This is a genomic window from Microbispora sp. CSR-4, assembly GCF_008033685.1.
Lineage (GTDB): Bacteria > Actinomycetota > Actinomycetes > Streptosporangiales > Streptosporangiaceae > Microbispora.
This window is the reverse complement of sequence record NZ_VJVX01000068.1, coordinates 1-21600: the sequence shown is the minus strand read 5'-3', so window position 1 is coordinate 21600 and position 21600 is coordinate 1. Positions and strand designations below refer to the sequence as shown.

17 protein-coding genes are annotated in these 21600 nt (G+C 71.0%); 4 read left to right on the top strand and 13 right to left on the bottom strand.

Features of this window, described 5'->3' with window-relative positions:
* Window positions 1-12 precede the first annotated feature (12 nt).
* The 4 genes from FLV34_RS41930 to FLV34_RS34340 form a co-directional block, all read right to left on the bottom strand.
* Window positions 13-1842: a serine/threonine-protein kinase gene (locus FLV34_RS41930; RefSeq protein WP_261986006.1), complete on the bottom strand. Its 1830-nt coding sequence runs from the start codon at window positions 1840-1842 to the stop codon at window positions 13-15.
* A gap of 315 nt (window positions 1843-2157) precedes the next feature.
* Entirely contained in the window at window positions 2158-3342 is a 1185-nt protein-coding gene (locus tag FLV34_RS34350; RefSeq protein ID WP_142646749.1) for an amidohydrolase, read from the bottom strand.
* Window positions 3343-3638: 296 nt separating this feature from the next.
* Complete coding sequence (locus FLV34_RS34345) at window positions 3639-4811, bottom strand: glutamate--cysteine ligase (protein WP_142646579.1); 1173 nt, start codon at window positions 4809-4811, stop codon at window positions 3639-3641.
* A 71-nt stretch (window positions 4812-4882) separates the two neighbouring features.
* A complete protein-coding gene (locus tag FLV34_RS34340) occupies window positions 4883-5083 on the bottom strand; it encodes an SCO4848 family membrane protein (RefSeq protein ID WP_261986005.1) in 201 nt (66 codons plus the stop codon).
* A gap of 94 nt (window positions 5084-5177) precedes the next feature.
* Between FLV34_RS34340 and FLV34_RS34335 the strand changes: the two genes are divergently transcribed.
* Window positions 5178-6539, top strand: coding sequence for a D-alanyl-D-alanine carboxypeptidase (locus tag FLV34_RS34335; RefSeq protein WP_147945085.1), 1362 nt, complete (start codon window positions 5178-5180; stop codon window positions 6537-6539).
* A 215-nt stretch (window positions 6540-6754) separates the two neighbouring features.
* Here FLV34_RS34335 and FLV34_RS34325 read toward each other — a convergent pair whose 3' ends face one another.
* The 3 genes from FLV34_RS34325 to FLV34_RS34315 form a co-directional block, all read right to left on the bottom strand.
* Window positions 6755-7723 carry a YihY/virulence factor BrkB family protein gene (locus FLV34_RS34325; RefSeq protein ID WP_240971177.1) on the bottom strand — a complete coding sequence of 323 codons (969 nt, stop codon included), beginning with the start codon at window positions 7721-7723 and terminating at the stop codon, window positions 6755-6757.
* A 214-nt stretch (window positions 7724-7937) separates the two neighbouring features.
* Window positions 7938-8951, bottom strand: coding sequence for a tryptophan--tRNA ligase (trpS, locus tag FLV34_RS34320; RefSeq protein WP_147945084.1), 1014 nt, complete (start codon window positions 8949-8951; stop codon window positions 7938-7940).
* A 193-nt stretch (window positions 8952-9144) separates the two neighbouring features.
* Complete coding sequence (locus FLV34_RS34315; RefSeq protein WP_205830012.1) at window positions 9145-10464, bottom strand: hemolysin family protein; 1320 nt, start codon at window positions 10462-10464, stop codon at window positions 9145-9147.
* 157 nt (window positions 10465-10621) lie between these two features.
* On the opposite strand from FLV34_RS34315, the gene galE reads away from it, so the two are divergent.
* Entirely contained in the window at window positions 10622-11575 is a 954-nt protein-coding gene (gene galE / locus FLV34_RS34310) for a UDP-glucose 4-epimerase GalE (protein ID WP_147945083.1), read from the top strand.
* Between the two features lie 28 nt (window positions 11576-11603).
* Here the strand turns inward: galE and FLV34_RS34305 are convergent, their stop codons facing one another.
* Both FLV34_RS34305 and FLV34_RS34300 read right to left on the bottom strand, forming a co-directional pair.
* Window positions 11604-12350: a CARDB domain-containing protein gene (locus FLV34_RS34305; protein WP_142646589.1), complete on the bottom strand. Its 747-nt coding sequence runs from the start codon at window positions 12348-12350 to the stop codon at window positions 11604-11606.
* Window positions 12351-12572: 222 nt separating this feature from the next.
* A complete protein-coding gene (locus FLV34_RS34300) occupies window positions 12573-14003 on the bottom strand; it encodes an MDR family MFS transporter (protein WP_142646591.1) in 1431 nt (476 codons plus the stop codon).
* Window positions 14004-14058: 55 nt separating this feature from the next.
* On the opposite strand from FLV34_RS34300, the gene FLV34_RS34295 reads away from it, so the two are divergent.
* A complete protein-coding gene (locus FLV34_RS34295; RefSeq protein ID WP_147945082.1) occupies window positions 14059-14622 on the top strand; it encodes a PadR family transcriptional regulator in 564 nt (187 codons plus the stop codon).
* A gap of 263 nt (window positions 14623-14885) precedes the next feature.
* Here FLV34_RS34295 and FLV34_RS34290 read toward each other — a convergent pair whose 3' ends face one another.
* From FLV34_RS34290 to FLV34_RS34275, 4 genes are all read right to left on the bottom strand, one after another.
* Entirely contained in the window at window positions 14886-17366 is a 2481-nt protein-coding gene (locus tag FLV34_RS34290; protein WP_147945081.1) for a transporter substrate-binding domain-containing protein, read from the bottom strand.
* 354 nt (window positions 17367-17720) lie between these two features.
* Window positions 17721-18938 carry an NADP-dependent isocitrate dehydrogenase gene (locus FLV34_RS34285; protein ID WP_142646597.1) on the bottom strand — a complete coding sequence of 406 codons (1218 nt, stop codon included), beginning with the start codon at window positions 18936-18938 and terminating at the stop codon, window positions 17721-17723.
* 107 nt (window positions 18939-19045) lie between these two features.
* Window positions 19046-19330 carry a DUF3017 domain-containing protein gene (locus FLV34_RS34280; RefSeq protein ID WP_142646599.1) on the bottom strand — a complete coding sequence of 95 codons (285 nt, stop codon included), beginning with the start codon at window positions 19328-19330 and terminating at the stop codon, window positions 19046-19048.
* Between the two features lie 45 nt (window positions 19331-19375).
* The gene (locus FLV34_RS34275) at window positions 19376-20497 is read right to left on the bottom strand and encodes a citrate/2-methylcitrate synthase (RefSeq protein ID WP_147945080.1); all 1122 of its coding nucleotides are present in this window, start codon (window positions 20495-20497) and stop codon (window positions 19376-19378) included.
* 181 nt (window positions 20498-20678) lie between these two features.
* On the opposite strand from FLV34_RS34275, the gene FLV34_RS34270 reads away from it, so the two are divergent.
* Window positions 20679-21335 carry an FHA domain-containing protein gene (locus tag FLV34_RS34270; RefSeq protein ID WP_142616492.1) on the top strand — a complete coding sequence of 219 codons (657 nt, stop codon included), beginning with the start codon at window positions 20679-20681 and terminating at the stop codon, window positions 21333-21335.
* Window positions 21336-21600: the final 265 nt, after the last annotated feature.

Below are 21600 nucleotides of genomic sequence, written 5' to 3'. Positions count from 1 at the left end.
ATCCCATTTGAGTCAATTCGTATGCGAAAGAGACCCCGAGTATCGGGCGTCCCGTTCTCCTTCGCGTGTCACCGCGAAGTCGGCCGCGGTGTCGCCCCGCCAGGTGATCGAAACGCTTCCGGGATAACACGCGTCGCCCTTCACCTGGTCGAGGGTCAGCACGAGCGTCTCGCCCGATTCGCGCGCGGGGGTGAGACGGCCGGAGCAGTGGAGGTCGGCACCCCACCTCATCCGTGCCGGGGTGGTCAGGCGGATCTCGACCGGGAAGATCCGGCCGGCCGAGGGATAGCGGGCGACGCCCGTCCACGTCCCGTCGAGGCGCCCGGCCAGGCGGGCTGGCTGGTGGGCGGATTCGCGGCCGGGTTCGCCGTTCGTCAGGACCCACGCGACACCCGCTGCGACGACGACCGCGACGAGGAGGACGAGCGAGGCGATCACCGCACGCGCCCGCCCGCGACCACGCCCGCCGGGTCTGGCGAGCTCCGTAGGCCGGTCCACCAGGACGCCCTCGGCTCCCCCGGGCTCCGTGCCGGTCCGCTCCGTACTGGTCCGCTCCGTACTGGTCCGCTCCGTACTGGTCCGCTCCGGGCTGGTCGGCGTCCGGCTGATCGGAGCCGAGCCGGTCGGCGTCGGGCCGGTCGGCGTCGGGCTGGTCGGGCCCAGGCCGGTCGGATACGAGCCGGTCGGATCCAGGCTGGCCGGCTCGGTGTCTGCGGGTTCTCGGCCGGTCGGCTCGGTGTCGGACTCGTCAACATCGGTCCGGCCTGTGTCGGCCTGGCCTGTGTCGGCCTGGCCTGTGTCGGCCTGGCCTGTGTCGGCCTGGCCTGTGTCGGTCTGGCTTGTGTCGATCTGGCCGGTGTCGGCCCGCGCCCCGGGCGACGTAGCCCCCGGCTCCTGTCGTGGCGGTGCCGTAGACCCGGACACCGCAGAGCCGGACGCCGCAGAGCCGGACGCCGCAAAGAAGGACGCTGCGGAGCCGCCGGGCCCCGGTGCGGTCATGCCCTGCCCCGCCCGCTTCGGGGGTCCGGGCCGGCCTGGGGAGGGCCGGTCGAGCAGGGCGCTGAGCACCTGTCCGGCGTCCGGCCGGTCGGCCGGGTCCGCGGCCAGGCACGCCACGACGAGGTCTTTCAGCAGGCCGGCGAGCGGCCCGAGGTCCGGCGTGCCGTACAGGATGCGGGCCATGACGGCCGCGTGCGTGTCACCGGTGTAGGCGTGCCGCCCGCTCGCCGCGTAGACGAGCGTGAGCGCCCAGCAGAACACGTCCGCCGCCGGACCGGCAGACCGGCCCTGGAGCTGCTCCGGCGCCATGTAGGCCGGGGTGCCGACGAGATTCCCGGTCGTCGCGGTGGCGTCGGCGAGCCGCGAGATGCCGAAGTCGACGACCCGCAGCCCGTCCGAGCCGAGGAGCACGTTGCCCGGCTTGAAGTCGCGGTGGACGATTCCCGCCCGGTGGATCGCGGCCAGCGCGGTCGCCGTCCCCACGGCGACCCGGTCGAGATCGCCGCCCGTCCGCGGGCCCGCCGCCGTCACGTGCTCGCGCAGCGACGGCCCGTCGACGTACTCGCTCACGACGTACGGCCGGTCGCCGTCGAGGTCGGCGTCGAGGACCTGGGCGGTGCAGAACGGCGCGACCCGGCGCACCGCCTCGATCTCACGGGCGAAGGCGCGCCGGGCGGCGGTGCCGTCGAGCCGGGCGTGCAGGAGCTTCACGGCCACCGGCACGCCCGACGGGGCGGTGCCTCGGAAGACGACGCCCTGGCCGCCCGCGCCGAGGCGGCCGTCGAGACGGTAGTTCCCGAGATGCCGGGGGTCCTCGGGACGCAGGAGGGAGACGTCGGGCACGGCGGCGTACGGCTCAGCGGGCTCGGCCGGTCGGGTGAGCGCGGTCCGGGAAGCGCGCGTCCCACGGGCGCCGGCTCGACAGACGCGGATCCGACGGCTGCGGATTCAACGGGCGCGCACTTAACAGACGCGGGTTCGACAGGCGCGGGTTCGACAGGCGCGGGTCCGACAGGCGCGGGTCCGACAGGCGCGGGTCCGACAGACGCGGGTCCGAGAAACGCGCGTCCCACGGGCGCCGGCTCAACAGGCGCGGATCCGACGGCTGCGGATTCAACGGGCGCGGATCCGACGGGCGCGAATTCACCTGGGCTCGGTTCAGCGGGCACCGCCCCACAGCGCGGTCAGCGCGGTGGCGGCCAGAACCTTGACCCCGATCCCGATCGCGCGCTCGTCCACATCGAACAGCGGCCGGTGGATGTCGACCTCGTCGACGGTCCCCGGCGCCCGGGTGCCCAGCCGGGCGAGCGCGCCGGGCACCGACTCGAGATACCAGGAGAAGTCCTCGCCGCCGAGGCTCTGCGGCGTGGGCACGGCCGCGCCCTCGCCGATGACCTGGGTGACCGCGTCGTTCAGCATCTGGATGCTGGTGGCCTCGTTCACCGTGGGCGGCGTGCCGCGCCGGTAGTCGATCTCGGCGTCCACGCCGTACGCGCCCGCGACCGAGTCGAGCAGGGCCTTGACCATGTCGGGAGCCTGATGCCAGGCGTCCTCGTCGAGCGACCTGACCGTGCCCTGGGCCACCCCGAAGTCCGGGATCGCGTTGGCCACGGAACCCGCGGAGATCTGGCCCCACACGAGGCTGAGGCTGGAGCGCGGGTCGACGCGGCGCGACAGCGCGGCCGGCAGCTCGGTGACGATCTTGCTGAGCGCGTAGACGAGGTCGACGGTCAGGTGCGGGCGGGCGGTGTGCCCGCCCGGGCCCGCGACACGGATCCGCAAACTGTCGCAGGACCCGGTGATCGGGCCGGTCCGCAGGCCGATGTGACCGACGTCGAGGCGCGGGTCGCAGTGCAGCGCGAAGATGCGGTCGACCTCGTTGAGGCCGCCGTCGCGCATGACCTCGAGCGCGCCGCCCGCGACCTCCTCGGCCGGCTGGAAGATCAGCCGCACCCGGCCGGGGAGCGCTCCCGCGTCGGCCTGCGACGCCAGGAACAACCCCGCGCCGAGGACGATCGAGGTGTGCACGTCGTGGCCGCAGGCGTGACACGCGTTGGGGTTCGTGGAGCGATAGGGGACGTCCTTCTCGTCCTCCATCGGCAGCGCGTCGATGTCGGCGCGCAGTGCGACCGTGGGGCCCTCGCCGCGTCCGAGGTCCACCCACAGGCCGGTGCCGCGCGACAGCGGGTGCGGGGTGAGCCCGGCGTCCGTCAGCCGCTCAGCGATCTTCTCTGTCGTGCGATGCTCGCTGAAGGCGATCTCCGGGTGCGCGTGTACGTCTCGCCGGAACTCGATCAGCTCATCGTTGTGCTCGCGAAGGAATTCCGCCAGCTGCCCGGCCAGGTCGTTACTTCCCGGCACGGCCGCGTCCGGCGTTGCGAGCTTCGATGAGGTGGCCACGGGTCTTCCCTTCTCCGGCGAGCCGTCCCGCCACGGATCGCCGGATCGTCCAATATGATCATGAAAAGTCACGAAAAAGCCCAAAAGGGTCGAGCGGGCGTGTCTCGCCTCCACCGACCCTTCATTCACAATCCTTCCATGCCGCGACCCTCCGATACGGCGGATTGCCCAGTATTTACACCGGGCGCCGCACGTTGTCAGAACTAGGCACTGTTGACGGACATATCAGGCCTACCCCGTCAGGTGGCTGATTGTCCGATCTCGCGGTTGGGGTTCGCGGTGACGAACCTGTCCTCGGCGAGCTCGATTACCGTGGCGTCGACCACGTCCTGGAGGGTTCCGCCGTCGGCGAGGATCGCTCGCTGGCGCTCGGATGAGCTCCCCTGCTCCAGCACCTCGGTCACGACCGCCAGCTCGTCGGCACAGCCGAGCCGCTCGGCGACGGGTTCGAGTTCACGCTGAAGTTCATACAATACGTCGCGCATCGGCGCCGTGGCGCCATGGTCGTCGGTGATGACGTCCATGTCGAGGCCGTAGCGCGTGGCGCGCCACTTGTTGTCGCGCACCACCCACGCCGCGGGATGCGGCAGCGTGTATCCCCGGTCGAGCTGCTGATCGAACTGCTGCACGAGGCACTGGGACAGCGCGGCCACCATGCCGACCTCGCGCGGCGTCGGGATGCCGTCGAACATCCGGATCTCGATCGTGCCGAAGTCGGGGTGCGGCCGGATGTCCCACCACACCTCCTTGATGCTGCGGATCGTGCCCGCCCGCAGCAGCGTGTCCATGTACTCCTCGAACTCGGCCCAGTCGGCCAGCAGGTGCGGCGGCCCGGCCGTGGGCAGCGAGCCGAAGACGATGGCCCTGCTGGACGCCAGCCCGGTGTCCTGCCCGCCCCAGAAGGGGCTGGAGGAGGTGAGCGCGAGGAAGTGCGGCAGGTACGCCGCGAGGGCGTTGACGATCGGGATGACCTTGTCCCGCTCCTTGACGCCCACGTGGACGTGCACGCCGAACGTCTGGATCCGCCAGGCGAGCCATTGCAGGTCCTCGATCAGCTCCACGTAGCGCTGGCTCGGCGCGTAGACCGCGTCGCGCCAGTCGCTGATCGCGTGGGTCCCGGTGCAGGCGAGCCCGATGCCGCGCGGCTCGACGGTCTCGGCCAGCCGGCCGATGCTCTTCTTCAGATCCTGCACCGCCTCGGCGACGGTGTGACAGACGTCGGTGACGATCTCGACCTGCGACTGCATGAGCTCGTGCATGGCCTTGGGCCGTTGCCCCTCACTGAGGTCGGGAACCGCGGCGAGCACCTCCTTGGCGTCCTGGCGGAGATGACGCGTCAGCCGGTCGACGAGCTGAAGCTCCCATTCCACGCCGAGCGTCGCGCCACGTGAGGGGTTGAAGTCGATCGCCAAAGCTTGCCTCCATCACGTTCGGTCCCTGCCGACCCTCAGGTCAGGTCACAGCGGACGAGGTCGTTCCAGGCTCAGGCCCTACCCTTCATCCATCCCCGCACGCCGACCGCCCCGAGCGCCAGCCCCAGGATGATGTTCACCGCGATGAGCACGCCGTGGACGACGTAGAAGGACGTCTCGTGCCCGTCGGCGAGGTTGAAGCCGAGGTTGATCCACTCGAAGATCGTGAAAACGCCGAGTGCCACAAGGAAGATCGATACACGTCTCGTCATGTCCACAGTATCGGGCTGCCACCAGCGTGGCCCTGTGGCATTTGGGGCATATGTCGCGTCATGCGAAGGCAGTCAAGGCTAGGCTGAGCGACCTATGGGGACGAACCTGCGGGCCCTCGCCGCGACCGTGACGACGACGGGGGTGCTGACGACGGCGCTGCTCTGCGCCCCTCCCACCGCGAACGCACGGGCCGTGCCAGACCTGGCGCCGCGGCAGACCGGCACGGCCACGCTCGGCACCGCAGTCACCGAAACCACAGTGGCCGGAACCACAGTGACGGGAACCGCTGTCACCGGAGCGACCGTCTCTGGAACGGCCGTCTCTGGAACAGGCAAGGCTAACGGCGCCATCGGCGGAGACCGGCTCGCCGGCCGCGGGATCATCCGGCCCGCCGGGATCAAGCCCCCGCCCAAGACCGAGGCCAGCGCGTACGTCATCGCCGACGCCGACACCGGCGCGGTGCTCGCGGCCAAGGACCCGCACGGGCACTACCTGCCCGCGAGCACGCTCAAGACGCTGACGGCCGTGACGCTGATCCCCCGGCTCGACAAGAACCGCAAGATCAAGCCGAGCGAGGAAGCCTGCAATGTGGAGGGCAGCGCCGTCGGCATCGTCCCCGAGCCGATCTACAAGGTCGACGACCTCTTCCGGGCGCTGCTCATGGTCTCCGGCAACGACGCGGCCGTCGCGCTGGCCGAGGCCAACGGCGGCGTGAAGAAGACGCTCGCCGACATGAACAAGGAGGCACGCAAGCTCCAGGCGTACGACACGGTGGCCAAGACGCCGAACGGCCTCGACGCCCCGGGCCAGCGCAGCTCGGCGTACGACCTCGCCCTGATCGCGCGGGCCGGGCTGGCGCTCCCGGACTTCCGCGAATACATCAGCACGAAGGTCGCCAAGTTCCCCGCGCCCAAGGAAGACCCCAAGAAGAAAAAGAAGAAGAAGCGCCGCGACGACGCCGAGGCCAGCGAGTCTCCCGCGCCCGCTTACTACGAGATGGCCAACCACAACCGGCTGCTGGGCCGTTACAAGGGCATGCTCGGCGTCAAGAACGGCTGGACGTCCAAGGCCCTGGGCAGCTTCGTGGGCGCGGCCAAGCGTGACGGCCACACGATCCTCGTCGTGATCATGCATCACCCCGGTTCTTTCTGGGACGAGGTCGCCAAGCTGCTCGACTGGGGCTTCGCCGCGAGGGGCAAGGCGGCCCCCGTGGGCCAGTTGGTCGCCCCCGCGCCCGACCCCAAGCCCGCCTCCTCCCCCCTGGCCGTACGGGCCTCTCCGACGCCGGGCGGGGCCGACGTGGGCGCGGCCAGGGCACGTGGAGAGGACCCCGCCTCCAACGGCGCGGGCTCGACCACTCCCCTGGTGATCGGCGGCGGCGCCGTCGTGGTCCTCGCCCTCGGCGCGTACGCCCTGCGCCGGCGCCGCAGGACGCCCGGCGATGCCACCGGCTAACTCGCGGGCGGGGACGGCGTGCTCGGCGGCGCGGCTGACCTCCTCCCATCGGGCCCGCGTCTTCATGCGCTGACGGGAGACGTCGAAGGCCAGGTCGTAGGCCATGCCGCCCAGCAGCAGCCGTAGCGGCGGCTCGTCGCTGCCGACGAGCTTCAGCACGGCCTCGGCGGCCGGCCGGGGGTCGGTGCCCACCGACCCCTCGGGCTGCGCCCCCGTCAGGTCGGGCCACGGCCGGTCGTGGGCGTGGTCGCGGGCGACGGCAGCGGGGTGGGCTGGGGCGGCGGGCCAAGAGTGGCCGTCGCCGTCCACGCGGCGGCGTAGAGGATCACCCGGGCCGACAGGTTGATCCACAGCAGCAGCCCCACGACCACGGCGAACGTGCCGTACACCGGGTTGCGCAGGGTGCCGGCCAGGATCAGCGCCGCGAGCTGCTTCAGCACGCCGAAGCCGACCGCCCCCAGCAGCGCGCCCTTGAGCACGACGAGGAACGGCTGCGGCGGCTTGGCCAGCCAGCCGAGGATGACCAGGAAGAGCAGCAGGTCGGCGACGAGGCTCGCGCCGATCCCGGCGAGCCAGATCCCGAAGCCGGCCAGTGGCGAGGAGCCCAGGCCGAGCCATCCCGCGACCGTGCTCGTGGCCCCGGTGGCGAACCCACTCGCGATCACCGAGACCAGCATGGCCAGGCCCATCAGCACGAGCGCGACGAGGTCGCGGAGCTTGCCGACGAAGTAGTTGAGCGGCGGCTCGCAGGTCATCCAGATGGTGCGCAGGGCCCCGCGCAGGGCGTCCATGGCGCCCAGCCCGGCGTACAGCAGACCGAGCAGACCGATGACCCCGGCCCGGGCGCGGGCCCCGGCCAGCTGGTCGATGTGGAGCTGGTCCGCGAGCCCGGGAAGCTGCTTGTTGATCGCCTCGGTGAGCGTGGCGAGCGCGTCCGGGCGGATCGTCACGATGTAGCCGAACAGGGCGAACGCCAACGCGATCAGCGGGAAGAACGACAGGAACGCGAAGTAGGTGATGGCGCCCGCAAGCCGGTCTCCCGACTGCACCTGGTAGCGCTGCACGGTCCGGATGAGGTGATCGAACCAGGGGAAGCGGATCCGGTCACGCTCGATCCGCATGCGGCCCCATGCCCTGACCTCATCGATCCGCCGCGTGACCCGGTCGACCAACGCCATTCCCATCGCCCTTGTGTACCCGGAGAAGGCGTCTCGATGCGTACGGCGACCGCGGCCCGGGGCGGGGCCGCGGTCTCAGACGCGGGTCGCTCGAAGGACGAAGCGAACGCGGCTCACTCGAAGAGCGGCCTGGGCGCGCTCACACGAAGTGCGGCGTGGGCACGGGCTCACTCGAAGCGCGGCGTGGGCGCGCCCACGAGAAGGGCGGAGCCGGCGCGGATCACTCGAAGGGCGGCGTGGGAAGCAGGCCGAGGCGCTCGCGGACCTGCTCCATCGTCTCGCGGGCCACCTTGCGGGCCCGGGCGGCGCCCGCGATCAGCAGCCGGTCGAGCTCGGCCTCGTCGGCCAGCAGCTTCTCCGTACGCTCCCGGATCGGCGAGAACGTCTCGACGACGGCCTCGGCGACCTCCTTCTTGAACGCGCCGTATCCCTGCCCGGCGAACCGCGTCTCCAGGTCGGGGATCGGCGTGCCGGTCAGCGCGGACAGGATGCGCAGCAGGTTGGTGACGCCCGGCTTGTTCTCCTCGTCGGCGACGACCTCGCTGCCGGTGTCGGTCACCGCGCGCATGACCTTCTTGCGCAGGACGTTCGGCTCCTCCAGCACGTCGAGGATGCCCTGCGGGCTCGACGACGACTTGGACATCTTGGCGGTCGGGTCCTGGAGGTCGGTGATCTTCTCGACCTCCTTGAGGATGTAGGGGCTCGGCACCTTGAACGTCTGGCCGTAGCGGCTGTTGAAGCGCTGCGCGAGGTCGCGGCTGAGCTCCAGGTGCTGCTTCTGGTCCACCCCGACCGGCACCTGGTCGGCCTGGTAGATCAGGATGTCGGCCGCCTGGAGGATCGGATAGGTGAACAGGCCCACGCTGGCCGAGCTCTCGCCATAGCGCGCGGACTTGTCCTTGAACTGCGTCATCCGGCCGGCCTCGCCCATGCCGGTCTGGCAGATCAGATACCAGGCGAGCTCGCTGTGCTCACGCACGTGGCTCTGTGCGAAGACCGCGGCGCGCTCCGGGTCGAGCCCCGCGCCGAACAGCTGGGCGGCGGCGATCCTGGTGCGCCGGCGCAGCTCCTCGGGCTTGGGCGCGACGGTCAGCGCGTGCAGGTCGGCGATGAAGAAGAAGGCCTCATGAGTGTCCTGCAGCGCGACGTACTGACGGATGGCGCCGAGATAGTTGCCCAGGTGGAACGAGTCGGCGGTCGGCTGGATACCGGACAGGACGCGAGCAAGAGCCATACGGCAATTCTGTCAGCAGTCGCGGGCTGCCCGCGACAGACGCGGCCCGTGGCGGACGCTCCCGCCGCCGAGGTCCCTGAGCCGACAGGATCGCCACAGCTCGCGGTGGGGCCGCGCCTGTGGGGAGGACGCCTCCCTCGGGCGCCGAGCGTGGAACACTTCCCCGGCCCCGCGCCGATGCCCCGCCCGCCGCTCAGCCGGTCGCCGCCGGCGCCGGGTCTTCCGGGGGCGTACGGGTGACGCGGACGCGGGAGACGCGGCGGCCGTCCATCTCCGTCACGGTCAGCTTCACGCCCGGCGCCTCGGCGACCTCGCCGCGCTGGGGCAGGTGGCCGAGGAAGGCCATGACGTAGCCGCCCAGGGTCTCGTACGGCCCGTGGGGCAACCGCACGCCCGTCTGCGTGTGGAACTCATCCAGGTTGACGAGCCCCTCGACCTCGACATCCCCGGCGATCACGCGTACGGCGTCGCCGCTCTCGTCGTACTCGTCGCGGATGTCGCCCACGAGCTCCTCGACCAGGTCCTCCAGCGTCACGATGCCGTCGGTGCCGCCGTACTCGTCCACCACGATGGCGAGGTGGTGGCCCTCGTCGCGCATCTCCGCGAGCGTGACGAGGACCCGCTTGCTCGCGGGCACGAACTTGACCGGGCGGATCGGCACCAGCTCGCTGATCGGCTCCAGCCGCCCGGTGCGCACCGGGTCGAGCAGGTCGCGCACGTGCACGAACCCGATCACGTCGTCGTAGGAGTCGCGATAGACGGGAAACCGCGAGTGCGGCATGGCCGCGGCGAGCACGGCCGCCTCGGCGAGCGGGGTGTCGGCCGCCATGAACTCGACCTCCGTGCGGGGCAGCATGACCTCCCTGAGCTGCCGTTTGCCCGCCGCGAACACCTCGGCGATCACGTCGCGCTCGTCCTGGGTGAGCTCCGTGTGGCCCACGACCATGTCGCGCAGTTCCTCGGTGGTCATGGCCGCCCTGTCGGCGGACGGGTTGCCCCCGAGCAGCCGTACGACGCCGTTGGTCGACTTGGACAGCAGCCAGATCACCGGCCTCGACAGCATGGCGATCCGGTCGAGCAGCGGGGCGGTGACGAGCGACAGGCTCTCCGCCCGCTGCCGGCCGAGCCGCTTGGGCGCCAGTTCGCCGAGCACCAGGGTGACGTACGAGATGGCCAGCGTGACGGCCACGAACGCGACGGGCGCGGCCACGCTCGGCCGCAGGCCCCACTGCTCCAGGACCGGGGCGAAGCGCGGGCCGAGCGCGTCGGCGCCGAGCGCGGCCGACAGCACGGTCGCCACGGTCACCCCGACCTGGATGGCGGACAGGAAGCGGTTGGGGTCGCGGGCGAGCTTCTGCACCCGCGCGCCGCGGCGTCCCTCCTCGCGGCTCAGGCGGCGGATCTGGCTCTCCCGCAGCGAGACCATCGCCATCTCGGCCGCGGCGAAGAACCCGCCGATCAGGATGAATATCAGGACCAGGGTGATGGTCACCGCGACGTTGCTCAACGTCATCAGTCCGTTCGGGTGTCAGGCAGGCCGGGCCGGTCTCGCGATCCCCTGCGACTTGCTGGGATTGCGGTACTGGAGGCATTTAACCCGCTCCTCATGGGAACCGCGTAAGCTAGGCCCCGGACGTACATAATCCAACACTTCTGAACAGGAGCGAACAGTGAAGCTGCTGGTTACTGGTGGAGCCGGGTACATCGGCAGCGTCGTGGCGGCGCAACTCCTGGAGGAGGGGCACGAGGTCACGGTGCTCGACGACCTGTCGACGGGGCACGCCGACGCCGTTCCGGCGGGAGCCGCGTTCGTGCAGGCGTCGATCACCGAGGCGGGCGGCGTGCTGTCCGAAGGGTTCGACGCCGTGCTCCACTTCGCGGCCAAGTCCCTGGTGGGCGAGTCGGTGGAGAAGCCGGGGCTGTACTGGTCGAACAATCTCGGCGGCACGCTCGCGCTGCTCGACGCCATGCGGCAGGCCGGGGTGAACCGGATCGTGTTCTCCTCCACCGCCGCCACGTACGGCGAGCCCGAGCGCACGCCCATCCTGGAGACCGACCCGACCCGCCCTGGCAACCCCTACGGTGCGTCGAAGCTCGCCGTTGACACCACGCTGACCGCCTTCGCCGGGATGTACGGCCTGGGCGCGGTCAGCCTGCGCTACTTCAACGTGGCCGGTGCGTACGGCGAGTTCCGCGAGCGGCACACGGTCGAGACCCACCTGATCCCCAACATCCTCAAGGTCGCCCTCGGCGAGCGCGAGTCGGTCAGCGTCTTCGGCACCGACTACCCCACTCCGGACGGCACCTGCATCCGCGACTACGTCCACGTCGCCGACCTCGCCCGCGCTCACCTGCTCGCCCTGGACGCCTGCACGCCCGGCGAGCACCGGATCTACAACCTCGGCAGCGGCACGGGCTTCTCGGTCAAGGAGGTCGTGGACGTCTGCCGCGAGGTGACCGGGCACCCCATCCCGACCACCGTCGCGGCGCGCCGTCCCGGCGATCCGGCCGTGCTGGTGGCGTCGTCGGAGAAGATCCAGCACGAGCTGGGCTGGAAGCCGGCCCACGCGTCGCTTCGCGACATGGTCACCGACGCCTGGACCGCCTCCACCAAGACCGCCTGAGCCCGGCGCCTGCATCGACGCCGCCGGGTCACGCTCGGCGCAGGGCCACCCGTACGCTCGCCTTGTTGTTGGCCGGGCGGCGGTCGCCGTACCGGCGCGAATAGACGGTGGCCATCGTCGCCACGGCGTGCGAGGCCCGGGACGGCACCCGGAACACGAGTTCGATCAGCCCCCGCGACCCCGACCTTATCGGCGGCAGCGAGCACCCCACGAACTGGCGGTTCCCCCGGCAGCGCCCGCCGCGCGCGGACAGCAGCCGGGCCCGGCGCGGCTGGAAGAACACGTAGGCGTCCCGCACGACGCGCGGCCCCCGGTTGCGCACCTCGGCCCGTACGGAGAACCAGTGACCCGGGCGGACGAACCTGGCCGAGGAGCGGAACCGCATCGACAGGTCGGCCCCCTCGTCGACCCGGGTCACCACCTCGGCCCTGTTGTCGGTCTCGTCCTTGTCGAGCACCTCGGAGGTCAGATCGGCCCGCGCCCGCAGCGGTCCGTGCGCGCCCGGCGCGATCACTCCGGTGATCGTCATGTCGCCCGAGCCGCCGGGCAGGACGTCGTCGGACGAATGGCAGACGACCCGGTTGCGCGCCTTGCCGGGCTCGCACTCGGCGACGCCCACGTTGACGATCTGGAAGTCCTTCGGCAGGGCGACCCGCAGCGTCGGCAGCACGGCGTCACCCGGGCCCTTGTTGTGCACGGTGACGTGATAGGTCAACGGCTGCCCCGGCTGCGCCACCTTCGGCGTGGCGGTGATGCCGACCGTGAGGTCTGCCATGCCCCACTGATCCTTCACCGGTGCCGGCCGGGGTGGCTCCCCGGTGACGGCGAGCGCCGGATGAGGCGCTCCGGCGGCGAACACACAAACCAAACCCGTGAAACCCGTGACGACCCTACGACCCACTGCCGCTCCCCCGAACGCTTGCGATCAATTCAACCGTGTCGGACGGGCCCCGCGCACCGTCCGACACGCCGCTCGAAGCGCCGCTGACGTGCCTTCTCACGCCGCGACGAGGTCCTCCTGCCGCGGCGCGCGCCTGTCGAGCGGCACGCCGCCCCGAGGCAGCAGGGCGAGCGCGAGGAGGGCGACGACCGCGCCCACGACCCCCAGCCAGGGGATGACGGTCGCGGTCGCGGCGGCGTGGGCCGCGGGCAGGCCGTGCATCGGCGCCTCCCGCGTCACCACGGACGTGTACGCCGTGCCCGCGACGGCCAGCGCCACCGAGCCGCCGATCTGCCGGAAGAACGTCAGGTTCGCGCTGGCCGTGCCGATGTAGCGGGCCGGCACGGAGGTCTGGATCGCCACGGTGAGGCCCGACAGCATGGGCCCCATGCCGAGCCCGATCAGCGCCATCCACACGACGAGCAGCGGAGTCGAGGTGCCGACTTCGAGGTTCGCGCACAGCGCCGTGCCCGCGACGAGGAAGACCGGCGCGATCACCAGCCAGGGCTTGTAGCGGCGGGTACGCGCGATCAGGGCGCCGGTGCCGGCGCTGCCCACGACCATCGCCAGCATCAGCGGATAGATGTGCAGCCCCGAGGAGGTCGCGCTCAGGCCGTGCGCCTCCTGGAAGTAGCGCGGCAGGAAGACCACCCCGGCGTACAGGCAGAACGCCGTGAAGAAAGACGCCACGTTGACCAGTGAGTATGTGCCGTTCGCGAACAGGTGGAGCGGCACGATCGGCTCCGCGACCCGCCGTTCGACGAGGACGAACACCACGAGCAGCGCGAGCGCCGCGCCGATCGGCCCGGCCACCGGCCCGCTCGTCCAGGTGTGGCCGTCGATCCCCTTCTCGGTAAGGCCGACGAGCAGGGCGCTGATCGCGGCGCTGAACACGGCGATGCCGAGATAGTCGGGCCGCGCCCCACCGTGCCCGGGACGGTGCGGCAGCCGCCACACGATGATGGCCACGAGGACGGCCCCGATCGGGACGTTGACGTAGAAGGCCCAGCGCCAGCTCGCGTGGTCGGTGAACAGGCCGCCGAGGAACGGCCCGGCGATGTAGCTCAGCGCCATGACGGCGCCCACGGCGCCCTGCACCCGCCCGCTGCGCTCCGGCGGGAACGAGTCCAGCGCCAGCGCCAGCGACAGCGGCAGGAGCGCGCCCGCGCCGAGCCCCTGCACGCCCCGGAAGGCGATGAGCTGCCCCATGGTCTGCGCCGCCCCGGACAGGATCGAGCCGAGCAGGAACAACACCACCCCGATCAGCAGGAGCGGCTTTCGCCCGTACGCGTCGGAGAGCCGGCCGTACAGCGGGACCGTGACGGTCGAGGTGAGGAGATAGGCGGTCACCACCCAGGTGTAGAGGTCGGTGCCGCCCAGCTCGGTGGTGATCCTCGGCAGCGCGGTGCCGACGATCGTCTGGTCGAGCATCGCCAGGAACATGCCGCCGAGCACGGCGAAAAGGAGGAGTCCGTTCCTGGATCGCATATGTCGAAGGTGACATGTAAAAGATTACATGTCAATCCTTAGGTATAGTGGGGGCATGTCCCTGCGCATCGCCCTTCTCGGTCTGCTGACGGCGTACGGCTCGGCCAGCGGCTACGACCTGACCAAGGGGTTCGAGAGGTCGGTGGCCCACGTCTGGCAGGCGGGGCACAGCCAGATCTATCCCGAGCTGGCGAAGATGACCGCCGACGGGCTGGTCACGGTGGAGGCGGAGGGCGCACGGGGGCGGAAGATCTACTCGATCACGCCGGAAGGCCGCGCGGAGCTGCGCGCCTGGCTGATCGGGCACGACCCCACCGGTCCGACGCGCAGCGAGGTCGCGCTGCAGGCGTTCCTGCTCCCGCTACTCGAACCACGCGAGGCGCTCGACGTGCTGGAACGGCTGAAGAGCCACATGGAGCACAAGCTGGCCGAGCTGGAGGCCCTGCGGGCGTCCAAGCAGGCCGCCTCCACCCCGGAGAGGACATCCGGGGTCAGGTTCGGCGACCTCGCCCTGGACCTCGGCCTCCGGCAGGTCCGCACCTCCCTGCAGTGGGCCGACGACGCCATCGCCCAAATCGGCCGCCAGACCTCCACGGAGGAGGGCGCGGACCCCTCCTGAGCCCGGACGCCTCCTGAGCCCCGACGGGCGACCGGGCCTCGGGCCTGGACCCCGCCCGCCCGGCCGGCCGGAGTACGGACATGAGGCGCCGCACACCCGGCGGACCGGAGTGCGGGCTCAGCGGAGCCAGGGCGCGGGCTCGGGCAGCCGTGGCGCGGGGCTCAGCCGATCAGAGTGCCGGCTCGGCGAGCCGGAGTGTGAGCGCTCGGCCGGCAGCGGCGCGCTCATGACGCACCACACGCCCGGCCGACCGGAGTGCGGGCTCAGCGGCAGGCGAGCTTGGGCGGGGCGTCCTGCTCAGGAGCGAAGTCGACGTTGCCGAAGTGCTTGCGCAGCAGGTCACGCATCGTGCCGTCGCCGTACATGCCGCTGATCGCGTCCTCCACGGCGCGGCAGGTGCGCAGGTCCCTCTTCGGCAGGCCGACGGCGTAGCGCTGGTCGGTCAGCCGCACGCCGAGCACCGACAGCTTCAGGCTCGCCACGCGGTTGGCGAAACCGGCGATGATGAGGTCGTCCCCCGGGACGGCGTCGACCTCGCCTCGCGTCAGCAGGTTCATGCACTCGGCGTAGTCGTTCACCGGGACCTGCTCGACGCCCACCTTGTCGGCGACGAGCCGGGCGCTGACGCTGCCGACGGGCGCGCACATCCGACGCCCGGCCAGGTCCGCCAGCTTCTTGATGCGCGAGCCGGAGAGCACCAGCAGGTCGGTGTGGGCCGTGTAGTACGGCCCGGCGAACGTGACCGCGTCGTTGCGGTTGTCGTCGTAGGAGTAGGTCGCCACGACCATGTCCACCGTGCCGTCGGTCAGCGCGCGCACCCGGTCGCCGACGCCGAGCCTGCGGAAGGTGATCCCGTTCGCGGGGACGTTCAGGCGCCTGGCGATGGCCGTCGCGACGTCCACGTCGAACCCGCTGAACCCGCTCGCCTGCTCCAGACCGACCCCGGGCACGTCCCACCGCACACCGATCGTCAGCCGCTTGGTCTGCCGCGCCTTGTCATAAACCGAGCCGTACGCCGGCTTCGGCCGCGGCGTGACCACGGCGCCGGTGGCGCCGTCCTCGCTCGCGTCACCGAACGCGAAGCCGGTCTTGGCGGCCAAGATCGCGGTCCCGGCGGCCACGACGGCGAGCACGGCCGCGAGCGCGCCGAAGAGGCCCCTCCGGCGACGTCGTGCCCCACCACCCGGCCCTGTGCCGCTGGGCCCTGTGCCGCTGGGCCCTGTGCCGCTGGGCCCTGTGTCGCCGGGCCCTGTGCCACCCGGTCCGGTCCCGCCCGGCTCCATCCCGTACGTCCCGGTCGCGTCCGGCACGCCGTATGCCCCGGCATCGCCCGGCCCCGTCTCAGCCGGCCCGGTGCCAGCAGATCCCGTTCCGCCTGGCAGGGGCCTGGCCGGTACGGGCCCCGCCGCGTCGAAAGCCGCCACAACAGGCCATACGGTGGCGTGACCACCGAGGCCCCCCGTGCCCTCGCGTGGGACAGCGCCGAACCTGGGGTTGGTGGGGCCGGACAACGAGGCGGACTGAGACGCCCCGGTCGACGCGTCGTTCCCGGCCTGACCGGCGTCTCCGCCGTGACCACCCTGGCTGACGTTCCCAGCATGACCCGCGTTCCGAGCCCGACCGGCGTTCGCGGCGTGACCGCCCTGGCCGGCGTTCCCGGCGTGACCGGCCTGACCGGCGTTCCCAGCATGACCGGCGTGGTCGCCTGTGCCGGTCCATACGCCGCTCCCGGCTCCTGGGCCGCTCCCGACCGCCGGGCCGCTCCCGGCCCCCGCACCGGTTCCGGTCCGTGCGCCACCCGTGGGCAGCCGACCGGCGCCGCCCGTCGCCGGGGCGCGGACCGGCCCCGTACGCGCGAGAGCGTCGGGGTCGGCGGCGTGCGCGGCGCCCTCGGACAGCACGACAGCCGACGCGTCGCCCGACACCGCGCGGCCCAGCAGGCGCAGCAGGATCTGGTCGGCCGCCGGGCGCTCGTCCGGCGACTTGCGCAGGCACGCGCGGACCACTCCGCCGAGCGGCTCGGGCAGCATCCCAGTGTCGATGTCGTGGTTGAGAATGCGGTTGAGCACGACCGCGATCGAGTTGCCTCCGAACACGACGTCGCCGGTCGCGGCGAACGCGATCGTGGAGGCCCAGGAGAACACGTCGGCAGGGGGCCCGACCGTGCCGCCGGAGATCTGCTCGGGCGCCATGTAGGCGGGCGTGCCGATCGCCCGGCTGGTGATCGTGGCGGTCGAGTCGAGGATGCGGGCGATGCCGAAGTCCACCACCCGCGGGCCGTCCACGGCCAGCAGCACGTTGTCGGGCTTGAAGTCGCGGTGGACGATGCCCGCCTGGTGGATCGCGGTGAGCGCGGTGGCCGTGCCGACCGCCAGCCGTTCCAGACTCGAACCGGTCAGCGGCCCGTCCTCCTCGACGGTCTCGCGCAGCGAACGCCCGTCGATGAACTCGCTCGCGATGTAGGGCGTGTCGCCCTCCAGGTCGGCCGCCAGGACCCGGGCGGTGCAGAAGCTCGCCACGCGCTGGGCGGCGCGCAGCTCCCGCGCGAAGCGGGACCTGGCCGTCGCGTCACCGGAGAACTTGACGTGCAGCAGCTTGACCGCGGCCCGCTCTCCGGCCTCGTCCTGGCCGAAGTAGACCACGCCCTGCCCGCCCTCGCCGAGACGGCCGGACAGCACGAAGGGACCGAGATTGGTCGGATCCCCCGGTTGCAACGGCGCGATCTGCGGCATTCCGTTCCCCACGATTCGGCAAACTACCGGCACCAGAACTTTACGGCCCCGGTGCGACGGTTCCGCGGCTCGATACCGCGCCGTGACGTCAGGAAACCGTGACAATGCGGCGAGCGGCCCCTACCTCCGAGTGACGGAAACAGGCCGCCCGGAAAGTTTCGGACGGCCCGGGGTGTGACCGCCCGGCCGTACGGCGCCCGCGCCGCCTTCCGCGCCGTCCAGGCGGCCGCTCGGCCGGCAGCCGGTCCGTAAAGCGAACGGGCCTCTGCCCGGCGGTGGAGAACCGCAGGCAGAGGCCCGTTTCCAGGCCCGTTACAGGGCACGTTTCAGGGCGTGTTCCGAGGCACGCCGCCAAGCGCGCTCTCGTTACTGCGCCATCTTCTTCTTGAGGTTCTCGTCGAGAGCCGCGAGGAAGTCCTGCGTGGTCAGCCACTCGGCGTCGCCGCCGACCAGGAGCGCGAGGTCCTTGGTCATCTGGCCGCCCTCGACGGTCTCGATGCAGACCTGCTCCAGCTTCTCGGCGAAGTCGATGACCTCGGGCTGGTTGTCGAGCTTGCCGCGGTGCTGCAGGCCGCGGGTCCACGCGAAGATCGAGGCGATCGGGTTGGTGGAGGTCGGCTTGCCCTGCTGGTGCTGGCGGTAGTGACGGGTCACCGTGCCGTGCGCCGCCTCGGCCTCGACGGTGCGGCCGTCGGGGGTCATGAGCACGCTGGTCATGAGGCCGAGCGAGCCGAAGCCCTGCGCCACCGTGTCCGACTGGACGTCGCCGTCGTAGTTCTTGCAGGCCCAGACGTACCCGCCCTCCCACTTGAGGGAGGCGGCCACCATGTCGTCGATCAGGCGGTGCTCGTAGGTGATCCCGGCGGCCTCGAAGTCGGCCTTGAACTCGGTCTCGTAGACCTCGGCGAAGATGTCCTTGAACCGGCCGTCGTACGCCTTGAGGATGGTGTTCTTGGTCGACAGGTAGACCGGGTAGCCGCGGTCGAGGCCGTACCGCATGGAGGCGCGGGCGAAGTCGCGGATCGACTCGTCCAGGTTGTACATCGCCAGGGCGACGCCGGCGCCGGGGAAGTCGAAGACGTTGAGCTCGATCGGCTCGCTGCCGTCCTTGGGCGTGAACGTCAGCGTCAGCGTGCCCTCGCCGGGAATCTTCAGGTCGGTGGCGCGGTACTGGTCACCGAAGGCGTGACGGCCGACGACGATCGGCTTGGTCCAGCCGGGGACGAGCCGCGGGATGTTCGACATGATGATCGGCTCGCGGAAGATGACACCGCCGAGGATGTTGCGGATCGTCCCGTTCGGGGACTTCCACATCTTCTTCAGGCCGAACTCCTCGACGCGGGCCTCGTCCGGCGTGATCGTCGCGCACTTCACGCCCACGCCGTACTGCTTGATGGCGTTGGCGGCGTCGATCGTGACCTGGTCGTCGGTGGCGTCGCGGTTCTCAATGCCGAGGTCGTAGTACTTCAGGTCGACGTCGAGGTAGGGAAGGATCAGCTGGTCCTTGATGAACTTCCAGATGATCCGGGTCATCTCGTCGCCGTCGAGCTCGACGACTGGACCCGCTACCTTGATCTTGGGCATGCGTGGGGTTCCCCTTCTGAATTAACTGGCCAGCACGTCCTTTTTGAGGCTCACTGGCCGTTGAGGCTATCGGACGGGTGTGGTAAGCCCGCGACGAGGTCGTGTTCCTACGAGTCGTGCAGCCGCAACAGCATGAGCAGCGAGCCGATGACGAGCGCCGCGCCGAACGCCGCCAACGTGAGCGCGTCCACCCGTTTGCCGCGGATCGCGAGCGCGCCCGCCCGCCGTTCGGAGACCGCCACCCGGACCAGGGATCCGGCGAGGAAGCCACATCCCATGATCGCACCACCCGTGGGCACCGGCGCACCCACGCCGATCGCGCACAGCCCGGCGGCCGCGCCCGTCGCCACCAGCAGGTACGGCCCCCAGGCCGTACGCTCGCTCGTTCTCACGTCTCTCCCATGCCTGCAACTGCGGTCCTCGGCGCTTCCTCGCTGTCACCGCTCGTCGATGGGCACCCACTTCTGGTCGCGCTCTCCGATGTACTCGCTGTCCGGCCGGATCAGCCGGTTGTCGGCGTGCTGCTCGATCACGTGGGCGGTCCACCCGGACATCCGGCTGACCGAGAACACGGGCGTGAACAGGTCCGTGGGGATGCCGAGGTAGTGGTAGACGGTCGCCGCGTAGAAGTCCACGTTCGGATAGAGATGCTTCTCCGCGAAGACGACCTCTTCCATCTCCCGCGACATCCGATAGTAGGTGTCGTCGCCCGAGGCCTCGGCCAGCTCCTGCGACATCCGCCGCAGGTGCGTCGCCCGGGGGTCCTCGGTCTTGTAGACGCGGTGCCCGAAACCCATGATCTTCTCGCCCGCCGCCAGCTTGTCCCGTACGGCCTGCGCGACGCCGCGCGGGTCCAGCGCTTCCAGCGTACGCATGACCTGCTCGTTCGCCCCACCGTGGAGGGGGCCTTTGAGCGTGCCGATGGCGGCGACGATCGCCGAGTGCATGTCGGACAGGGTCGCGGCGCACACGCGGGCGGCGAACGTGGAGGCGTTCATCGTGTGGTCGGCGTGCAGCACCAGGCAGGTGTCGAAGATTTCGACCTCGCGCTGCCAGGGACGGCGGCCGGTGATCTGCAGGAGGAAGTTGGCGGCGGTGCTCAGCTCGGGGTCGGGCGCCGGGATGTCGGCTCCCGTCCTGGCCGCGTGATAGCGGGCGACGAGGATCGGCTGCTGCGCCGTGAGCCTGGCGGCCTTGCGGAGGTTGGCGTCGGGGGCGTTGGAGTCCTTGTCCGGGTCGTCGGCCCCGGCCAGCGAGACGAGGGTGCGCAGCGCCTCCATGGGCGCCTGTTTCCCGGCGATTTCGGCGATGTTGCTCTCGACGAGCGAGCCCAGGGTGTGGCCCTCCGCCAGCTCCGCGCCGTAGTCCGCGAGCTGCTTGCGGGTCGGCAGCGTGCCGCGCTGGAGCAGGTGGGCCACCTCTTCGAAGGTGGCGTGGCCGGCCAGGTCGTGGATGTCGTAGCCACGGTAGAAGAGACGGCCGGCCGTGCCGTCGATGTCGCTGAGCGCTGTGGACGCGGCGACGACATCGGCGAGGCCTTTGGTGGGCTTGTCCGCCATAAGTGTTTCCTCCGCTTATCTCCGCCCGAAGTCTACCCGTGAGCAGGTAAAGCGCCCCTCAAAGGTCCAGACCAATTTCAGGATTGATTCTGCTCCTGGCAAAGGCGATTCCCCCTCGCCACGGGTGGGTAAGCCGCAGCTATAGGGAAAGTAACGGCGGGCTACCTGGGGAGGAACTGCCGTGGAGGGGCCGTTCATACGGATCGAGGACAGCGGCGAGGTGGTGCCGCTGCGCCCCGACGTCACCACGATCGGCCGCGGCCGAGGCGTGGACATCCGGCTGACGGATCCGAGCGTGTCACGGCTGCACGCCGAATTCGTCCGTCGCGGGCCCTACCTGTACGTCGTGGACCTGGGCCTGTCCCGCAACGGCACCCGGGTGAACGGCAGGCCGATCGCCAGGAGGGTGCTTGACGACGGCGACGTCGTCTCCTTCGGAGCCGCCCGGGCCCGGGTCGGCGGGATCCCGAGGGAGGACCTCGCCCCCGAGGTCGAGCTGCGCCGCGCCGCCGCGCCGGAGCTCACCCGCCGGGAGGTCGACGTCCTCACCTCGCTGTGCCGTCCGGCGCTGTCCGACGAGGCGTTCGTGGCACCCGCCACGGCCCGGGAGATCGCCGACGACCTGGTGGTGACCGAGGCGGCGGTCAAGCAGCATCTGCTGCGGCTTTACCAGAAGTTCCGCATCCCGGAGGGCACCAACCGGCGCACCCGGCTCGCCAACGAGGTCGTCGCCCTCGGCCTGGTGCGGCCCACACCGGTCGTGCCGCCGCAGCGGGCCACCGGACCGGCCGAGCCGGAGCCACAGCCCCGCCCCAGCGCGGGCCGCCGGGCGTCCTGAACCAGCCGCACACCGGCCGCCGGGAGCGGAAGCCATCCACCCCCGGCGGCCAATGGAGCGTTCCCACGGCCCACTAGGGCGTGTATTTGGTTGTGATCAAGGGGTGGCCTGGGTGAGGTCTTTAATCCAGATCATCGCGGCGCGGAGGTGGAGGCCGGCGAGGTAGCTCGCAGGGGTTTTGTCGTAGCGGGTGGCGATGCCTCGCCAGGCCTTCAGCTTGTTGATCAGGCGCTCGACGGTGTTCCGCTCCTTGTACAGGCCGGCG